The following is a 16,426-nucleotide window of genomic DNA, read 5'->3' on the forward strand; positions in this document are numbered from 1 at the left end:
TCATGACGTCGACGCTTCCGACGCAAGAGCAGACCCACGCTCGCCCGACCACGCTGCCCCCGCGCCAGGCCGCTCTGATGAGCTCCTCGCGCGTCGAGCAGAAGGGCAACATCGTCGTCAAGTGGATCACCTCCACCGACCACAAGACGATCGGGTACATGTACCTCATCGCGTCCGTGCTGTTCTTCATGCTCGGCGGCGTGATGGCCCTCATCATCCGCGCTGAGCTGTTCGAGCCGGGCATGCAGATCATCCCGACGAAAGAGCAGTACAACCAGCTCTTCACGATGCACGGCACGATCATGCTGCTCATGTTCGCGACGCCGCTCTTCGCCGGCTTCGCCAATGTGATCATGCCGCTGCAGATCGGCGCGCCCGATGTCGCGTTCCCGCGACTGAACGCCTTCGCCTTCTGGCTGTTCCTGTTCGGCTCGACGATCGCCGTCGCCGGCTTCCTCACCCCGCAGGGTGCGGCAGGATTCGGCTGGTTCGCCTATCAGCCGCTCGCCAACGCGACCTTCTCGCCAGGCGCCGGAGGAAACCTCTGGATGCTCGGCCTCGGCATGAGCGGTTTCGGCACCATCCTCGGCGCCGTGAACTTCATCACGACGATCATCACGATGCGCGCCCCCGGCATGACCATGTGGCGCATGCCGATCTTCTCCTGGAACACGCTGATCACCAGCATCCTGGTCCTGATGGCGTTCCCTGTGCTGGCCGCCGCGATCCTCGCCGCCGCCGCCGACCGCGTCCTCGGTGCCCACATCTACGACCCGGCCAACGGCGGTGTCCTGCTCTGGCAGCACCTGTTCTGGTTCTTCGGCCACCCCGAGGTGTACATCATCGCGCTGCCGTTCTTCGGCATCGTCTCGGAGATCTTCCCGGTGTTCAGCCGCAAGCCGATCTTCGGTTACAAGACCCTCGTGTACGCGACCATCGCCATCGCGGCGCTGTCCGTGGCGGTGTGGGCGCACCACATGTACGTCACCGGCGCGGTGCTGCTGCCGTTCTTCGCCCTGATGACGATGCTCATCGCGGTTCCGACGGGCGTGAAGATCTTCAACTGGATCGGCACGCTCTGGCGAGGGTCCGTGACCTTCGAGACGCCGATGGTGTTCGCGCTGGGCTTCCTGGTGTCGTTCGTCTTCGGTGGTCTGACCGGTGTGATCCTCGCATCGCCGCCGCTGGACTTCCACCTCTCCGACTCGTACTTCGTGGTCGCCCACTTCCACTACGTCGTCTTCGGCACCGTCGTGTTCGCGATGTTCGCCGGCTTCTACTTCTGGTGGCCGAAGTGGACCGGCCGCATGCTCAACGAGCGTCTCGGGTACGTGCACTTCTGGCTGCTGTTCATCGGCTTCCACATGACGTTCCTCATCCAGCACTGGCTGGGCGTCGACGGCATGGTCCGCCGCTACGCCGACTACGCCGCAGCGGACGGCTGGACCTGGCAGAACCAGGTCTCCACGATCGGTGCGATCATCCTGGGCGCCTCGATGCTGCCGTTCCTGCTGAACGTCTGGATCACGGCCCGCAAGGCACCGCTCGTGACCGTCAACGACCCGTGGGGCTACGGCGCTTCGCTCGAGTGGGCGACCAGCTGCCCGCCGCCGCGCCACAACTTCACGTCGATCCCGCGCATCCGCAGCGAGCGTCCCGCGTTCGACCTGAACCACCCCGAGGCGGCCGTGCCGGTCGGCGTCGGTCCGGCGAAGGATGCACCCGATGCCCCGGTTGTCGATCTCGCCGACGGAGAGGTGAAGTAAGTGCGCACGAACACCGGACTCTGGTGGCTGCTGTCTGGCTTCTTCCTGCTCGTCGGGATCATCTACACGACGTGGAGCATCATCGCGCACCCCGAACTGGAGTGGTACCACGGCATCGAGTGGGTCGGCTCGGTCGCACTCGTCTTCACGTCGCTGATGGGCGCGCTGATCGCGTTCTACGTCGGCAAGGTGCACAAGGCCCAGGGCGGCGAGCTGCCCGAGGACATCCTGACGGCCGACGTCGACGACGGCGACCCTGAGCTCGGCGAGTTCAGCCCCTGGTCGTGGTGGCCGATCGTGCTGGCCTTCTCGGCGGCGCTCGGCATGATCGCGCTCGCTGTCGGCTCATGGATGCTGCCCATCGGACTCGGCGTCTTCGTCGTCGCGATCGTCGGCTGGGTCTACGAGTACTACCGCGGTCACTTCGCGCGCTGATCCGTGGTCCTTCGGCTCCACGCCGCCGCCGTCTCTGACGTCGGCGTCCACCGTCCGGTCAACCAGGACGCCGCCTTCGCGGCGTCGTGGGCGGCCGCGGTGGCCGATGGCGTGGGAGGCGGCCCCTCGGGCGACCTGGCCTCGGCCGCGCTGATCCACCGGCTCGTCGCGATCGGACCGCGTCGCCCCGATGCAGACCAGCTCGTCGAGCGCCTGCGTCTGGCCAACTGGGATCTGCGCGCCCACGTCGAGCGCGATCCATCGCTGCGCGGCATGGCGACGACCTTCACCGGCCTTTTCGTGAGCGATGACGGGGCGCTGCTCCTCGCGCACTCGGGCGACTCCCGCGCCTACCTGCTGCGGGATAACGTGTTCTCGCGGCAGACGCGAGACGATTCGTACGTGCAGGTGCTCGTCGAGCGAGGGCTGATCGCGCCGGAGGCCGCAGCATCCCATCCACGCCGGAACCTCATCACCGCCTCGCTCGGCGGGGGAGAGGGCGACACGCTCACCGTGCGTGCGCTGGAATCGCTGGTCGGCGACCGCTGGGTGCTCTGCAGCGACGGTCTCACGGACTACGTGCCGGAGGACGACGTCGCACGGCTCGTCGCCGCTGCGGAGACGCCGCAGCAGGCCGCAGAGGCCGTTGTGGAGCTCGCGCTGCAGGCGGGCACCCGCGACAACGTCACCGCCGTCGTGTGCGATGTGGCGGCCGGTGAGCCGCTCGCGGAGAGTCCCGAGTTCGCCGGTGCCGCCGCGAGCCGCTTCCGTGAAGAGCTCGAGACCGCCTGATCCGTGGCGTCTGCCGTCGGCGGTGCGCTAGCCTGACGGCCATGAGTGGACCCGGGGGCTGCTCGAAGGGGCGGGCGGAGTGAGGGTGCGAAGGGTCATGCCCGCGGGGGCGGCGCTGATCGTCTGCCTCGCCGTCATGACCGCTCCGGGATGGGCGACCGAGCCGCGAGCCGCGGAGGTGGCGGGCACTGACGCCCACGCCGACGCCGAGGCGGGCGCCGACGCTGACGAGTACGCGCACACGCACGGTGTCACTGTCCGCGACGCACGTGAGCGGCTCGCTCAGCAGGACGAGCTGGGTGCGCTGAAGGAGCAGGTCAGAGAAGCGGCGGGGGACCGGCTCGCGCGGGCGTACACCGGGCACGAGGAGTTCTACGGTCTCCTGGTGACACTGACCGCGGGCCCGGCGCTCCCCGAGGTCGAGCAGCTCCTCGCGCAGAGCGGGCATCCCTATCGGCTCACCTACGCCCCCGTCCTCAGCGAGTCGGAGGGCGCGGCGCTCACCGAGAGCCTCGCCGCAACCGCACTTCGCGGGGTAGACGGCGTCGACGGGCTGTACTACGACGGCGCCTCCGGCACGATCTCCATGTACTACTCGGGCGTTCCCGGCAGCACCGCACTGCTCCGAGCCGAGGAGTTCGCGAACCAGCACGGCGCACGGCTGCACGTGACCTACAGCGACGTGCCGGCAGGGGACGCATGACGGCGGACCTGAGCCGCGCGTAGCAGCCGACCCGCATCGGGCGTGCAAACGACGGATGGCGCCCCCCGTGAGGGGACGCCATCCGTCGATGCGTTTCTGCCTACTCGGCGTCGGGCTTCTTGCCCTTCGCGCCCTTGCCCTTGGGCTTGTCGTCGGGCTCGTCGAGCACGATGACGTTGGAGGGGCGGACGGCGGTCTCCGAGTGGTGGCCGTCGTCGATCGGCACATGCGGGGCATCCGGAACGCCGGCGCGCTCGTGCGCTCCCTGCAGCTCCTCGTGCTCGACCTCGGAGATGTGGTCGAGCGTGTGCGACTGGTGGGCCCGCGCGGCGTCGAGCTCGGACTGCGTGAGCGGGCTCAGGCGGTCCTCGAAGAACCAGCGCGAGATGGACGCGCGCAGGTTCTCGTGCCACGGGATGCGGCCCTTCGCGTTCGGACGGACCACGAGCGGCTCGTACGTCTCGAAGTCGGCCAGCTTGAAGACCTCGTACTCGTCGACGGGCTGGTGCACCTCGATGAACTCGCCACCGGGGAGGCGCACGATGCGACCGGACTCGTAGCCGTGCAGCACGATCTCGCGGTCCTTCTTCTGGAGGGCGAGGCAGATGCGCTTGGTCACGAAGTAGGCGATCACCGGGGCGATGAACAGCAGCGCCTGCAGCGTGTGGATCACGCCCTCCATCGTCAGCCAGAAGTGCGTGGCGATGATGTCGGAGGCTGCTGCGGCCCACAGCACCGCGTAGAACACGACACCGGCGGCGCCGATGGCGGTGCGGGTGGCCGCGTTGCGCGGACGCTGTGCGATGTGGTGCTCGCGCTTGTCACCCGTGACCCACGCCTCGATGAAGGGGTAGATCAGGACGGCGACGATGAACAGACCGACGACGCCGAGCGGCACCAGGATGCCGAACGACCAGGTGTGGTCGAGGAACACGACGTCCCAGTTCGACGGAGCCAGACGCAGCGCGCCGTCGGCGAAGCCGATGTACCAGTCGGGCTGGGTGCCGGCCGAGACGGGGGACGGGTCGTACGGTCCGTAGTTCCAGATCGGGTTGATCGTGAACAGGGAGGCGATCAGCACGATCACGCCGAACGTGATGAAGAAGAAGCCGCCCATCTTCGACATGTACACCGGCATCATCGGGTAGCCGACGACGTTGCTGTTCTGTCGACCGGGCCCGGCGAACTGCGTGTGCTTGTTGATCACCATCAGCATCAGGTGGAGCACGAGCAGGGCGACCAGGATCGCGGGAAGCAGCAGGATGTGGAGCGTGTACAGGCGGCCGACGATCTGCGTCCCGGGGAACTCGCCGCCGAACAGCAGGAACGAGGTCCACGTGCCGATGAGCGGGATGCCCTTGACCATGCCGTCGATGATGCGCAGGCCGTTGCCGGAGAGCAGGTCGTCGGGCAGCGAGTAGCCGGTGAAGCCCTCGGCCATCGCCAGGATGAACAGGATGAAGCCGATCACCCAGTTCAGCTCGCGCGGCTTGCGGAAGGCACCAGTGAAGAACACGCGGAGCATGTGGACGCCGATGCCGGCGACGAACACCAGAGCGGCCCAGTGGTGGATCTGGCGGACCAGCAGGCCACCGCGGATGTCGAACGACAGACGCAGGCTCGAGTCGAGTGCGGCAGACATCTCCACACCGCGCATCGGGATGAAGGCGCCCGAGTAGTGGGTGGGCACCATCGACGCCTGGAAGAAGAACGTCAGGAACGTACCCGAGATGAGCACGACGACGAAGCTCCACAGGGCGATCTCGCCGAGCATGAACGACCAGTGGTCGGGGAAGATCTTGCGACCGAGCTCCTTCACGAAGCCGGAGAGGCTCGTGCGCTCATCGATGTAGTTCGCGGTGGCGCCGACGAAGCGGCCACCGAGGGGCTTGTTGTCGCCCTTCTCAGCGACGGATGCGGTGCTCAATGGCGCTCCCAGAAGCTCGGGCCGACGGGTTCTTCGAAGTCGCTCTTCGCGATGAGGTAGCCCTCGGCGTCGACGGTGATGGGCAGCTGCGGCAGCGGGCGGGCGGCCGGCCCGAAGATCACCCGTGCGCCGTGTGTCACATCGAACTGCGACTGGTGGCAGGGGCACAGCAGGTGGTGGGTCTGCTGCTCGTACAGGGCTACGGGGCAGCCGACGTGGGTGCAGACCTTCGAGTACGCGACGATGCCGTCGTACGACCAATCCTTGCGCTCCTCGGTCTCGACGAGGTCCTCGGGCAGCAGGCGCATGAGCAGGACGATGGCCTTGGCCTTCTGCTCCAGGTAGCCCTCGGCGTGATCGAGGTCAGCGAGGTCCTTCGGGATCACGTGCACGGCGGAGCCGAGTGTGAGGTCGGCCGCGCGGATCGGGGTGCCGGACGGGTCGTGGACCAGCCGCATCCCTTCCTTCCACATGGTGTGGCTGAGCTCGTGCACGGGGTCCACGTCCTGCGGCGCGAGCCCGCGGAAGAGCGTGACGCCCGGCAGAATCGAGGCGACGAGCGCCGCGAACAGCGAGTTGCGGATCATCGCGCGGCGTCCGAAGCCGGACTCCTCGTTCGCCTCGGCGAAAGCCTGCACCGCCGCTTCGCGGGTCGTGTCGCGGCCACGGGTCGCGTGACGAGGCTCGACGAACTCCTTGTCGGACATCACGGCCTTCGACCAGTGGATCGCGCCGATGCCGATCGCCAGGAGGGCGAGGGCGATGCCGAGGCCGATGAAGAGGTTGTTGTTGCGGATGTCGACGATCCGCTGGCTCTCGATCGGGAAGAGGATGTACGCGGCGACCGACCAGATGGAGGCGGCGACCGACAGATAGAACAGCGTGTAGACGGTCCGGACCGCGCGCTTCATCGCCGCGGGGTCCTGGTCGGTCACGCGCGCGCGGTGCGGCGGAAGGGCCGGGTTCTGCACCGGGTCGGTGACCGCCACGGCGAGCCCCGACGAGGGCTTCCATGAAGCCCTCTCGTGCTCGAGCGGGTCGTCCTCGTGTGCCATGCTGCTTCCTTTACGTATGTCTGTGGACGATCAGTTGGACTTCGCCGTGATCCACACGGTGATGGCGATCAGCGAGCCGATGCCGAAGATCCAGATGAACAGGCCCTCGGAGACCGGACCGAGGCCGCCCAGGGCGAAGCCGCCGGGGGACTCGTTCTGCTGGAGGTAGAGCAGCGCGGAGATGATGTCGCGCTTGTCGTCCAGGCTGAGGGTCATGTCGTTGAACACGGGCATGTTCTGCGGGCCCGTCACCATCGCGGCGTACATGTGCTGCGCGCTGGTCTCGGTGAGTGCGGGCGCGTACTTGCCCTCGGTGAGGGCGCCGCCGGCCGCGGCCACGTTGTGGCACATGGCGCAGTTGATGCGGAACAGCTCCGCGCCCCTGTCGATCTCGCCCCCGCCGTCGATGGTGTCGGCGTGGGGGTAGGTCGGGCCCGGGGACGTGGACTGCACGTACGCCGCGATCGCCTCGATCTGGTCCTGCGTGAACTGCACCGGCTTCTGCGGCGCCTGCGGGCCCTGGGCCTGCAGCGGCATGCGGCCGGTCGAGACCTGGAACTCCACCGCGAGCTCGCCGACGCCGTACAGGGACGGTCCGTCGTCGGTGCCCTGCAGGTTCAGGCCGTGGCAGGTGGCGCAGTTCGCCTGGAACAGCTTCTTGCCGTCTTCGACGGTCAGCGCGGACGCCACCGAGGTGTCTTGGTTTGCCGCCATCGCCGCGGACGCACCGGCGTAGACGCCGCCGGTGATCAGCAGGCCGATGCCGATGAGGGCTGCCGCCGCCCAGGGGCTGCGGCGGCCGGATGAGCGGCGCTTGGACTCACGTGCCATTCGGGTTCAGCTCCGCTTCTTATCGCAGGAAGTAGATGACGAGGAACAGGGCGATCCAGACGACGTCGACGAAGTGCCAGTAGTACGACACGACGATCGAGGACGTCATCTCCTTGCGCCCGAAGTTCTTGACGGCGTACGCACGGCCGATGACCAGGACGAAGGCGATGAGACCGCCCGTCACGTGCAGGGCGTGGAAGCCCGTCGTGAGGTAGAAGGCCGAAGCGTACGAGTCGGCGCTGATCGGCATGCCCTCGGTGACGAGCTGGGCGTACTCCCACACCTGGCCGGAGACGAAGATCGCGCCGAGCGCGAACGTCAGCCAGAACCACTCGACCATGCCCCAGCCGAGCCAGCCGCGCTTCCTGGTCGAGTACGGCTGGAACCGCTCGGCCGCGAAGACGCCCATCTGGCAGGTCACGGACGACAGCACCAGGATGATGGTGTTCACCGTCGCGTAGGGGACGTTGAGCAGCTGCGTGCGCTCAGCCCACAGCTCGGGGGAGGTGCTGCGGAGCGTGAAGTAGATCGCGAAGAGACCCGCGAAGAACATCACCTCGCTGCCGAGCCACACGATGGTGCCGACAGCGACCGGGTCCGGACGCTTGACGGAGCGCATGGCCTGAGAGTAGGTCGCTGGAGTGGTGGTCGTCACACGTTCATTATGGCTGAAGATTCGGTGTGATTTTGGCACCCGGCGGCAATCATTTGCCCCTACCGGAGCTTAGGCTCCCCTAACAAAGCACCGTGAGTTCGCCGTGAGATCTGGCACTTTCGGTCTAGGCTCGGGGGTCATGGCAGAGCTCTATTCCTGGTCCGAGATTCTCACGACGCTGCTGTCGCGGCGCGACCTCACCGTCTCGGAGTCGACGTGGGCGATGCGTGCCATCGTGTCGGGCGAGGCGACACCCTCGCAGCTCGCCGGCTTCCTCATCGCGCTGCGGGCCAAGGGCGAGTCCGTCGACGAGGTCGTCGGGTTCCGCGACGCCATCCTCGACGCGGCTGTCGCGCTCCCGGTCAGCGCCGAGGTGCTCGACATCGTCGGCACGGGCGGCGACCGCTTCGGCACCGTCAACGTGTCGTCCATGGCCGCCGTGGTGGCGTCGGCATCCGGGATCCCCGTGGTCAAGCACGGGAACAAGGCGGCCAGCTCGTCGTCGGGCTCATCGGACGTGCTCAGCGCCCTCGGCATCGACCTCAGCCTTTCTCCCGAGGCCGTCGCGGAGGTGCTTTCCCGCGCGGGCATCACGTTCGTGTTCGCGTCGGCGTTCCACCCTGGCTTCCGCCACGCCGGTCCCACGCGGGCCGAGCTCGGCGTGCCCACCGTCTTCAACTTCCTGGGTCCGCTGTGCAACCCCGCGCGCGCCGAGGCGAACGCCGTCGGCGTGGCGCAGGCCGAGCGCGTCCCCCTGATCACGGGCGTCTTCCGCACTCGCGGCGCGACTGCGCTCGTCTTCCGCGGCGACGACGGGCTCGACGAGCTCACCACGACCGGCCACAGCCGGGTGTGGGAGGTGAGCCGGGGAGATGTGCACGAGCACGACCTGGACCCGCGTGACCTGGGCATCCCCCTCGCCGACATCGACGATCTGATCGGCGGCGACCCCGCACACAACGCCGAGGTGTTCCGCCGCGTCATGAACGGCGACCAGGGCCCGGTCCGCGACATCGTGCTGCTGAACGCCGCCGCCGGCATCGTGTCGTACCGGCTCTTCCGCGATTCGACGCAGGTGCAGCGGTCGATCGTGGAGCGGCTCGCGGAGGCCAAGGATGCGGCTGCCGAGGCGATCGACAGCGGCGCGGCCGCGGCCAAGCTGGATGCGTGGGTCGAGGCCACCAGGGCGCTCTCCGCCTGACCGCTCCGGCCCTCCGCGCAGGGGTCTTTCGCGAGGCCTGGGCGTGGCGCTACCGTGAGCGGAAACGCCCACGCTCGCGAGGAGGCCGCCATGTCAGACGCACCCATCGACGCAACCACCGCAGACACCGTGGAGCCACCGACGCGCAGCGTCGGGGGCGTCAAGGTCGTCGGCCTCCTGGCGATCATCGCGGGGGTCGTCATGATCATCGCCGGCATCGCCGTGTGGATCATGGTGTCGAACCAGCTGCGCGACGAGAAGATCGTCGTGCCGGACGACGCCGCGGCGTTCCAGGGCCAGGTCGTCGCCGGCCCGTTCACCGCCTACGTGCAGGCCGAGGTCATCCAGAAGCACTCGCTGGAGGCCTCAGGCGGCAAGACCTACGCCGAACTCGAGCAGGACGACCCGGTGCGCGCCACCATGATGAACGCGTCGTTCCTGCGGGCGTCGCTGTTCACCTCGGTGGTCGCCTTCGGCGTCGCCGCGCTCGTGATCGGGGTGGGCATCCTGTCGATCCTGATCGGCTGGGCGCTGCGCCGGCTCGCCTCCGCGCCCGTGGTCGTGAAACGCAGCGCCATAGCGTGACACGGCCGCGGGAGGAGCTCCCGTCGCGATGAATCCGCATGACGCGCTCACGGAGATCGCGACCCTGCTGGAGCGGGAGCGCTCGTCGCGCTACAAGTCGAAGGCGTTCCGCGCCGCGGCCGATGCCATCGCGGGCCTCGGTGACGAGGAGCTGCGGGACCCAGCGCTGCGCCGCAGGCCGGGGATCGGCGACTCGACCTTCGCGGTGATCCAGGAGGCGCTCGCGGGTCGTGTCCCCGGGTACCTCGCAGACCTCCGCGAACGGGTGGGCGGCCAGCAGCCCGCGTCGACGCTGCGTGGGCTGCTGCGTGGCGACCTGCACATGCACAGCGAGTGGTCGGACGGCCTCACGCCGATCGACCTGATGCTCGACGCGGCCCGCGCCCTCGGGCACGAGTACGTGGCCCTCACGGACCACTCGCCGCGGCTGCGGGTCGCCCGTGGGCTGTCGCCGGAGCGGCTGCGCGAGCAGCTGGGTGTGGTGGCGGGGATGAACGCAGCCGGATCCGGAACCGTGCTCCTCAGCGGCATCGAGGTCGACATCCTCGAGGACGGCGGACTCGATCAGGAAGCCGACCTCCTCGATGAGCTCGACGTCGTCGTCGCGTCGGCGCATTCGAAGCTGCGCATGGAGCACGGGCAGATGACGAGGCGACTGGTGGCCGCAGCATCCGATCCGCGCGTGAACGTCCTGGGACATGTGACGGGGCGGCTGGTGGAGGGGGCGCGCGGCACCCGTCCACCGTCGACCTTCGACGCCCGCGCGGTGTTCGACGCCTGCGCCGAGAACGGGGTGGCTGTCGAGATCAACTCGCGCCCGGAGCGTCAGGACCCGCCGGACGATCTGATCGCCCTGGCGCTGGAGATCGGGTGCCTGTTCTCGATCGACTCGGACGCCCACGCGCCCGGCCAGCTGTCGCTGCTCGACTACGGCGCCGAGCGGGCCGAGCGGTGCGGTGTGCCGCCCGAGCGCATCGTCACCACGTGGTCGCTCGACCGCCTGCGGACGTGGCTCGGCTGACCGCCGCTCCTAGACTCGGAGGGTGACCTCCCCCCTCGCCGCCGCGTCGCGGAGAGGACTCCCGTGGCTGGTGGTCGCCGGTGTCCTCGTCGCCGCGCTGAGCCTGCGCGGGCCGATCGTGGCGATCACCCCGGTGCTCCGCGACATCGAGGCCGACCTGGGCATCGGTCCGGCCGTGGCCGGCCTGCTCACGACGGCGCCGGTCCTGATGTTCGCGCTGCTCACCCCGGTGGCGGTGCTCGTGATCCGACGCGCGGGTGCGGAACTGGCGCTGTTGATCTCGCTCAGCGGGGTGCTGGTGGGCACGCTGATCCGCGCGCTCCCCGGCTTCGGCAGCATGATGGCCGGGATGTTCGTGATCGGGGCGTCGATCACGATCGGGAACGTCGTGATCCCCGTGATCATCCGGCGCGACGTCCCGCCCGAGCGGGTGGTCGTGGTCACGGCCGCGTACGGCGCGACACTGAACGTCGGATCCCTCATCACGTCGCTGCTCACCGCCCCGCTGGCCGCCCAGATCGGCTGGCCGTCCGCGCTGCTGACGTGGTCGGCGATCACGATCGCCGGCATCGTGCTCTGGACGATCCATCTGCGGCGGGCGCGGCGGAGCGGTTCGGGGGACCGCTTCTCCGGCGCGCGTCCGCCACGCGAGAGTGTCCAGGAGCAGGCGCAGGCGCCGGCCGACCTCGACCCCGCGGTGCTGACCGGGCCGATGCCGATCGTCGTGCCACGGCGGGAGCGGTCGTTCGTCCGCCGTCCCGTCACGTGGCTGCTGCTGCTGGCGTTCGGCGGCCAGACCACCATCTACTACGCCCTGTCGACCTGGCTGCCGACCCTCGTCTCCGACGAGCTCGGTCTCGACCCGTCGGCCGCGGGCGCGCTCTCGTCCCTGTACCAGGGCGTGGGGATCCTCGGGGCGTTCCTCGTTCCCGTGCTGACCCGCTTCACCCCGCGCCTCGTGCCGGCGCTCGTCATCTGCGCGACGTGGATCATCCTCACCGTGGGGCTGCTGGTGGCGCCCGACCTGCTGTGGCTCTGGCTGTCGATCGGCGCGATCGGCCACGCCGGCGGGTTCGTCGTCATCTTCGCCGCGCTCGTCGGGGTCGCCCGTGACGACGCGGAGGCCGCCGGGATGTCGGCCATGATCCAATCGGGCGGCTACGTCATGGGCGCCCTCGGCGCCCCGCTCGCCGGCGCGGTCCACGAGGCGACGGGCGGCTGGACAGCCACCCTGTTCCTGCTGCTCGGGCTGGCCGTCGTCTACTGCGGACTGCTCATGTCGGCGGTGGTGAGCGCGCACCGCGCACGGTGACACGTCGGGGCCGGCGATCCCGACGGATCGGCGACCCCGACGAGGATCACGCAGGTGCGGCGTTCGCGCGCAGCACCTCGAGGCGCGCGCGGTACTCGACCTCGTCGATGTCACCCTGCGCGTACCGCTCGGCGAGGGTGGCCTCCGCCTGCTTGGCCGGATTCACCCGGCCGTGGGGGCCGTAGCCGTTCTCCCACGCGGCGCGCCGCCAGCGGCGGCCGAAGACGCCGAACAGCACGCCGAACAGGAGGATCCAGAACAGCGGGATCAGCAGGAACCACCAGCCGAAGCCCGGTCCCCAGTACCCGGGGTGGTGGGCGACGACCGCGGCGGGCGCGGCCAGGGCGGTATTCAGTGCAGCCAGTGCTGTGGACATGTGCTTCCTCTCGTCGGGATCGGGTGGCTCGATGCGAGCGGGCGCCGATCGGATGCGTCCAGCCAACCGGGCGGCGAGCGCCGGCGAATCCGGCCGGGGGAGTGAAGCGGACTGCTCCCTGCGGAGTAGGAGCGCTCGTGCCGTTACTGCCAGCCGGGGGCGACGAGACCGGATTCGTAGGCGAGCACGACGAGCTGCACGCGGTCGCGGGCGTGCAGTTTCTGCATGATCCGTGACACGTGGGTCTTGGCGGTCAGCGGGGACAGGAACAGGTGGGCGGCGATCTCATCGTTTGTGAGCCCCTGCCCGACGAGGCGCAGCACCTCGGTCTCACGCTCGGTGAGCGCGTCGAACTCGGCGGGGCGGCTGCTGTCGCGCAGGCCCACCGCCGCGCGCTCGAGCAGGCGCCGCGTGACGCCGGGGGAGAGCAGGGCGTCGCCGGCAGCCACGACGCGGACCGCCCGGATGAGGTCGACGGGCTCGGTGTCCTTCACCAGGAAGCCGCTGGCACCTGCACGGATGGCGCGCGCGACGTACTCGTCGAGCTCGAACGTCGTCACGATGACGACGCGCACGGCGGCGAGCGTCGGGTCCGCCGCGATCTGCTCGGTCGTCCACAGGCCGTCCCCGTCCGGCATGCGGATGTCGAGGAGAGCCACATCGACCGGGGTGGAACGGATCGCGCGCAGCAGCTCCTGCCCGCCGGAGGCCTGGGCGACGACCTCGATGTCGGGCTCCGAGTCGAGCAGCGCGCGGAACCCGGCACGCACCAGCTGGTGGTCGTCGGCGATGGCGACCCGGATCATCGCGGCCCCGCCCAGGGCAGGCGGGCGATCACGACGGTGCCGTCGCGCTCGCCCTGCTCGACGGTGACCGTCCCGCCGGCGAGCTCCGCGCGCTCGCGCATGCCGCGGATGCCCGCACCGTCGCCGGACGATGCAGCGCGTCCGACCCCGTCGTCCGCGACGGTGACCACGAGCAGGTCGTCCTGACCCTCCCGCATCCGCTCGACCGTCACCGAGGCGCGGGACCCGCCGGAATGGCGCACCACGTTCGTGAGCGCCTCCTGCGCGATGCGGTACGCGGTCGTCTGCACGGCGCTCGCCGGCACGTCCCCCTCGAGCCGGTCGTCCAGGTCGACCGTCAGGCCGAGCCCGGACCGCTCCGCCGCCAGCGCGCCGAGCTGCGCGAGCTGCGGCTGCGGGGTCAGCGGCGCCGTCTGGGTGCCGAGCTCGGTGCCCCGCAGGAAGGCGAGCACGCCGCGCACCTCATCGAGGCCGGTGGCGCTGAGGGCACGGATGCTGGCCAGCGCCTCGCGGGCGCGCTCAGGCTCGCGGTCGAACAGGTGGAGCCCGACGCCGGACTGCACCGCGATCTGGCTGAGCGAATGCGCGAGGACATCGTGCAGCTCGCGGGCGACGCGGCTGCGCTCCTCCTGCTCGATCGCCTGACGCCGCGCGTGCACCTGGGCGCGGCTGGTCTCTGCGTGCTCGAGCCGCCGTCGGATCCCCTCGCCGATGCCGAAGCACAGCGCGAGCGCGATCGTCACGAGAGCCACCCGGAACGGCGGCACACCGATCTCGAGCACGCCTGCGCCGACGATCGCGATCAGCCAGGTCGCGGCGACCGACACCGACGCCCACACGCGCGCGCCGCGGACGATCGCGCCGATGATCGCGAACGCCAGCGCGATGTACGGCGGGCTCGCGTCGGGCGGGACGAAAAGGTTCGCCGCGGTGAGGGCAGCCACGACGGCCACGGTCGGGCCGGGCCAGCGGCGAGCGCCGAGCAGGGCGAGCGCTGCCGCCGCGGCGAGCAGGATGCTGAGGAAGGCGGACGACGCCGGGACCCGCTGCCAGACCGAGATCGCGGCCGTGCCCAGCACCTCGATGAGGAACGCCACGACGGTGGGGACGAGCAGCGTGACGGCGGGCGGTGGGCGGAAGCGCGGTGCGAACTCACCCCGCGCGTCGACACTCATGTGCCGATGCTACGCCGCGCCACCTGGGCGTTCATCGGCCGGGAGGAGGGCGCCGGATACTCCCTCGGGAGTAGTGCCGGAGGCTGCCGTCAGCGGGAGGCCGCAGCATCCAGCGTGTCGATGATGCGCGTCATCGCGGTGCCCAGCGCCCATTGGTCGGCGAGTGCCGTGGTGCGCCGGCGCTGCTCGTCGGTGAGGGCGTGCAGGCGCGCGTCGAACGCGCCCAGGTCGAGCGTCTTGACGACCTCGACGACCGTCGGCGCCACCTCGAGGTACGCGGAGCCGGCCAGGATCTTCGCCGCCACGCCCGCCGACATCCCCTCGCCGCGCTGTGCCGCAGCGACGATGCCGGCCATGTCGCCGTGCGCGGCCAGGAGGGTCGCGGCGGATTTCTCACCGATCCCCGCCACGCCGGGGAGGCCGTCGGATGCGTCGCCGCGGAGCGTCGCGAAGTCGGCGTACTGACTCGGCAGGACCCCGTACTTCGCCACGACGCTCGCGTCCGTGAGGACCTCGAGGTTGCTCATCCCGCGTGCGGTGTACACGACGCGCACGTCGCTCGCGTCGTCGACCAGCTGGAACAGGTCGCGGTCGCCGGTGACGATGTCGACGGGACCGGTCGCCTGCGTGGCGAGCGAGCCGATCACGTCGTCTGCCTCGTGCTCGGGTGCGCCGATGACCGTGATGTCGAGCGCAGCGAGCACCTCGCGGATGATCGGCACCTGCACCTCGAGCGGATCGGGCACGACCTCGACGTCGGGGCCGACCTCGATCACCTGGGCGACGCGGTGGGTCTTGTACGTGGGGATGAGATCGACCCGCCACTGCGGGCGCCAGTCGTCGTCCCAGCACGCGACGAGGTGCGTCGGCTCATAGGTGGTGACGAGCTTCGTGATGATGTCGAGGAACCCGCGCACCGCGTTGACCGGGGTGCCGTCGGGAGCGCGCACCTTGTCGGGCACCCCGTAGAACGCGCGGAAGTACAGCGAGGCGGAGTCGAGCAGCATCAGGCGATCGGTCACGGCCTCATCCTGACAGGTGCCGCCGACGCAGTGGGGTGCGGCGGTCAGCAGCCGGGACCCGATGGGTCTTCGAGGCACGTCTCATCGACGAGGGCGGTGTGCACCTCCACGACCTGGACCCCGTATCCGCCGGTGGTCGCCGTGATGACGCCGGGAACGCGCGTCCACCCGCCGCCGAAATCGACGAAGGGAGCGAACTCGACGGTCACCGAGACGGAGTAGGTGCCGCGGGCGGAATAGACATGACTCGTCGGCGTCGGCGAGAACTGCGTCTGCCCGAGCGCCGACCACGAGCTGCCGCCCGTCGCCGCACGCGCGGACGTGCCGTCACCGTGCGCGAAGACGAACGTCTCCGGGGTGAACAGCACCTCGACCGGCCAGTCGAGGATCTCGCCCGAGAATCGCTGATCGGATGCTGTCGCCACCAGATTCGTGGGCATGCCGACCACGCCGAAGCCGGCCGGCTCACCGGTGAGCGTCGGACGGGCAGGGACGAACGAGGCGAGGTCCTCGAGCGTGACGTCGGGGGCCGTCTCGACGGTGTACAGCGGTCGGCAGCCGAGCGCGGAGTCGGCGCACGTGTCCTCGTAGCCGGGCTCCTCGACGACCGACTGCGCCGGTGGGGCGACGCCGCCGTTCTGCCCGCCCTGGCCCGGCGTGGTGGAAGACCCGCCGATGTCGAGCTGCGTGCCCGAGTTGGTCACCTCGCATTCGCTTTGCCAAGGTCCCCCGCCACTGCAATCGCTCACATCGGCGAATGCCGG

At 69.7% G+C, this 16,426-nt stretch carries 17 protein-coding genes; 8 read left to right on the forward strand and 9 right to left on the reverse strand.

Annotated elements, in window-relative coordinates; all coding sequences use genetic code 11:
- Window positions 1–2: 2 nt before the first annotated feature.
- The 4 genes from ctaD to Microterr_RS05410 all read left to right on the forward strand — a co-directional run bounded on the left by ctaD (window position 3) and on the right by Microterr_RS05410 (window position 3,696).
- Entirely contained in the window at window positions 3–1,766 is a 1,764-nt protein-coding gene (ctaD, locus tag Microterr_RS05395; RefSeq protein ID WP_263795719.1) for an aa3-type cytochrome oxidase subunit I, read from the forward strand.
- A complete protein-coding gene (locus Microterr_RS05400; protein ID WP_263795718.1) occupies window positions 1,767–2,201 on the forward strand; it encodes a cytochrome c oxidase subunit 4 in 435 nt (144 codons plus the stop codon).
- Between the two features lie 3 nt (window positions 2,202–2,204).
- Window positions 2,205–2,993: a PP2C family protein-serine/threonine phosphatase gene (locus tag Microterr_RS05405; RefSeq protein WP_263795717.1), complete on the forward strand. Its 789-nt coding sequence runs from the start codon at window positions 2,205–2,207 to the stop codon at window positions 2,991–2,993.
- 79 nt (window positions 2,994–3,072) lie between these two features.
- Window positions 3,073–3,696 (forward strand): hypothetical protein, encoded by a 624-nt coding sequence (locus Microterr_RS05410; protein ID WP_263795716.1) that lies wholly within the window; start codon window positions 3,073–3,075, stop codon window positions 3,694–3,696.
- 100 nt (window positions 3,697–3,796) lie between these two features.
- Here the strand turns inward: Microterr_RS05410 and qcrB are convergent, their stop codons facing one another.
- Genes qcrB through ctaE form a run of 4 tightly spaced genes read right to left on the reverse strand, consistent with a single transcriptional unit; the run spans window position 3,797 to window position 8,128 of the window.
- Window positions 3,797–5,623: a cytochrome bc1 complex cytochrome b subunit gene (qcrB, locus tag Microterr_RS05415; protein ID WP_263795715.1), complete on the reverse strand. Its 1,827-nt coding sequence runs from the start codon at window positions 5,621–5,623 to the stop codon at window positions 3,797–3,799.
- Window positions 5,620–6,678: a cytochrome bc1 complex Rieske iron-sulfur subunit gene (qcrA, locus tag Microterr_RS05420; protein WP_263795714.1), complete on the reverse strand. Its 1,059-nt coding sequence runs from the start codon at window positions 6,676–6,678 to the stop codon at window positions 5,620–5,622. Before qcrA ends, qcrB begins: the two co-directional genes overlap by 4 nt.
- A 30-nt stretch (window positions 6,679–6,708) precedes the next feature.
- Entirely contained in the window at window positions 6,709–7,509 is an 801-nt protein-coding gene (gene qcrC, locus Microterr_RS05425) for a cytochrome bc1 complex diheme cytochrome c subunit (protein WP_263795712.1), read from the reverse strand.
- Window positions 7,510–7,528: 19 nt separating this feature from the next.
- Window positions 7,529–8,128 (reverse strand): aa3-type cytochrome oxidase subunit III, encoded by a 600-nt coding sequence (gene ctaE, locus Microterr_RS05430; protein ID WP_263795710.1) that lies wholly within the window; start codon window positions 8,126–8,128, stop codon window positions 7,529–7,531.
- Window positions 8,129–8,303: 175 nt separating this feature from the next.
- Here ctaE and trpD point away from each other — a divergent pair, with 175 nt between their 5' ends.
- The 4 genes from trpD to Microterr_RS05450 all read left to right on the forward strand — a co-directional run bounded on the left by trpD (window position 8,304) and on the right by Microterr_RS05450 (window position 12,283).
- Window positions 8,304–9,365, forward strand: coding sequence for an anthranilate phosphoribosyltransferase (gene trpD / locus Microterr_RS05435; RefSeq protein ID WP_263795709.1), 1,062 nt, complete (start codon window positions 8,304–8,306; stop codon window positions 9,363–9,365).
- Window positions 9,366–9,455: 90 nt separating this feature from the next.
- Window positions 9,456–9,950, forward strand: coding sequence for an aromatic ring-opening dioxygenase LigA (locus tag Microterr_RS05440; RefSeq protein ID WP_263795708.1), 495 nt, complete (start codon window positions 9,456–9,458; stop codon window positions 9,948–9,950).
- Window positions 9,951–9,978: 28 nt separating this feature from the next.
- On the forward strand, window positions 9,979–10,971 hold the full coding sequence (locus Microterr_RS05445; RefSeq protein ID WP_263795707.1) for a PHP domain-containing protein: 993 nt from the start codon (window positions 9,979–9,981) through the stop codon (window positions 10,969–10,971).
- A gap of 22 nt (window positions 10,972–10,993) precedes the next feature.
- On the forward strand, window positions 10,994–12,283 hold the full coding sequence (locus tag Microterr_RS05450) for an MFS transporter (protein ID WP_263795706.1): 1,290 nt from the start codon (window positions 10,994–10,996) through the stop codon (window positions 12,281–12,283).
- A 46-nt stretch (window positions 12,284–12,329) separates the two neighbouring features.
- Here Microterr_RS05450 and Microterr_RS05455 read toward each other — a convergent pair whose 3' ends face one another.
- The 5 genes from Microterr_RS05455 to Microterr_RS05475 all read right to left on the reverse strand — a co-directional run bounded on the left by Microterr_RS05455 (window position 12,330) and on the right by Microterr_RS05475 (window position 16,366).
- Window positions 12,330–12,659 carry an SHOCT domain-containing protein gene (locus Microterr_RS05455; protein ID WP_263795705.1) on the reverse strand — a complete coding sequence of 110 codons (330 nt, stop codon included), beginning with the start codon at window positions 12,657–12,659 and terminating at the stop codon, window positions 12,330–12,332.
- Between the two features lie 143 nt (window positions 12,660–12,802).
- Window positions 12,803–13,465 carry a response regulator transcription factor gene (locus Microterr_RS05460; protein ID WP_263795704.1) on the reverse strand — a complete coding sequence of 221 codons (663 nt, stop codon included), beginning with the start codon at window positions 13,463–13,465 and terminating at the stop codon, window positions 12,803–12,805.
- Window positions 13,462–14,640: a sensor histidine kinase gene (locus tag Microterr_RS05465; protein ID WP_263795703.1), complete on the reverse strand. Its 1,179-nt coding sequence runs from the start codon at window positions 14,638–14,640 to the stop codon at window positions 13,462–13,464. The genes Microterr_RS05460 and Microterr_RS05465 overlap by 4 nt, the downstream gene beginning before the upstream one ends.
- Before the next feature lie 89 nt (window positions 14,641–14,729).
- Window positions 14,730–15,662, reverse strand: a complete 933-nt coding sequence (locus tag Microterr_RS05470) for a 5'-3' exonuclease (RefSeq protein WP_263795702.1) — start codon at window positions 15,660–15,662, stop codon at window positions 14,730–14,732.
- 44 nt (window positions 15,663–15,706) lie between these two features.
- Window positions 15,707–16,366: a hypothetical protein gene (locus Microterr_RS05475; protein ID WP_263795701.1), complete on the reverse strand. Its 660-nt coding sequence runs from the start codon at window positions 16,364–16,366 to the stop codon at window positions 15,707–15,709.
- Between the last annotated feature and the right edge of the window lie 60 nt (window positions 16,367–16,426).

This window comes from Microbacterium terricola (assembly GCF_027943945.1).
Classification (GTDB): Bacteria; Actinomycetota; Actinomycetes; order Actinomycetales; family Microbacteriaceae; genus Microbacterium; species Microbacterium terricola.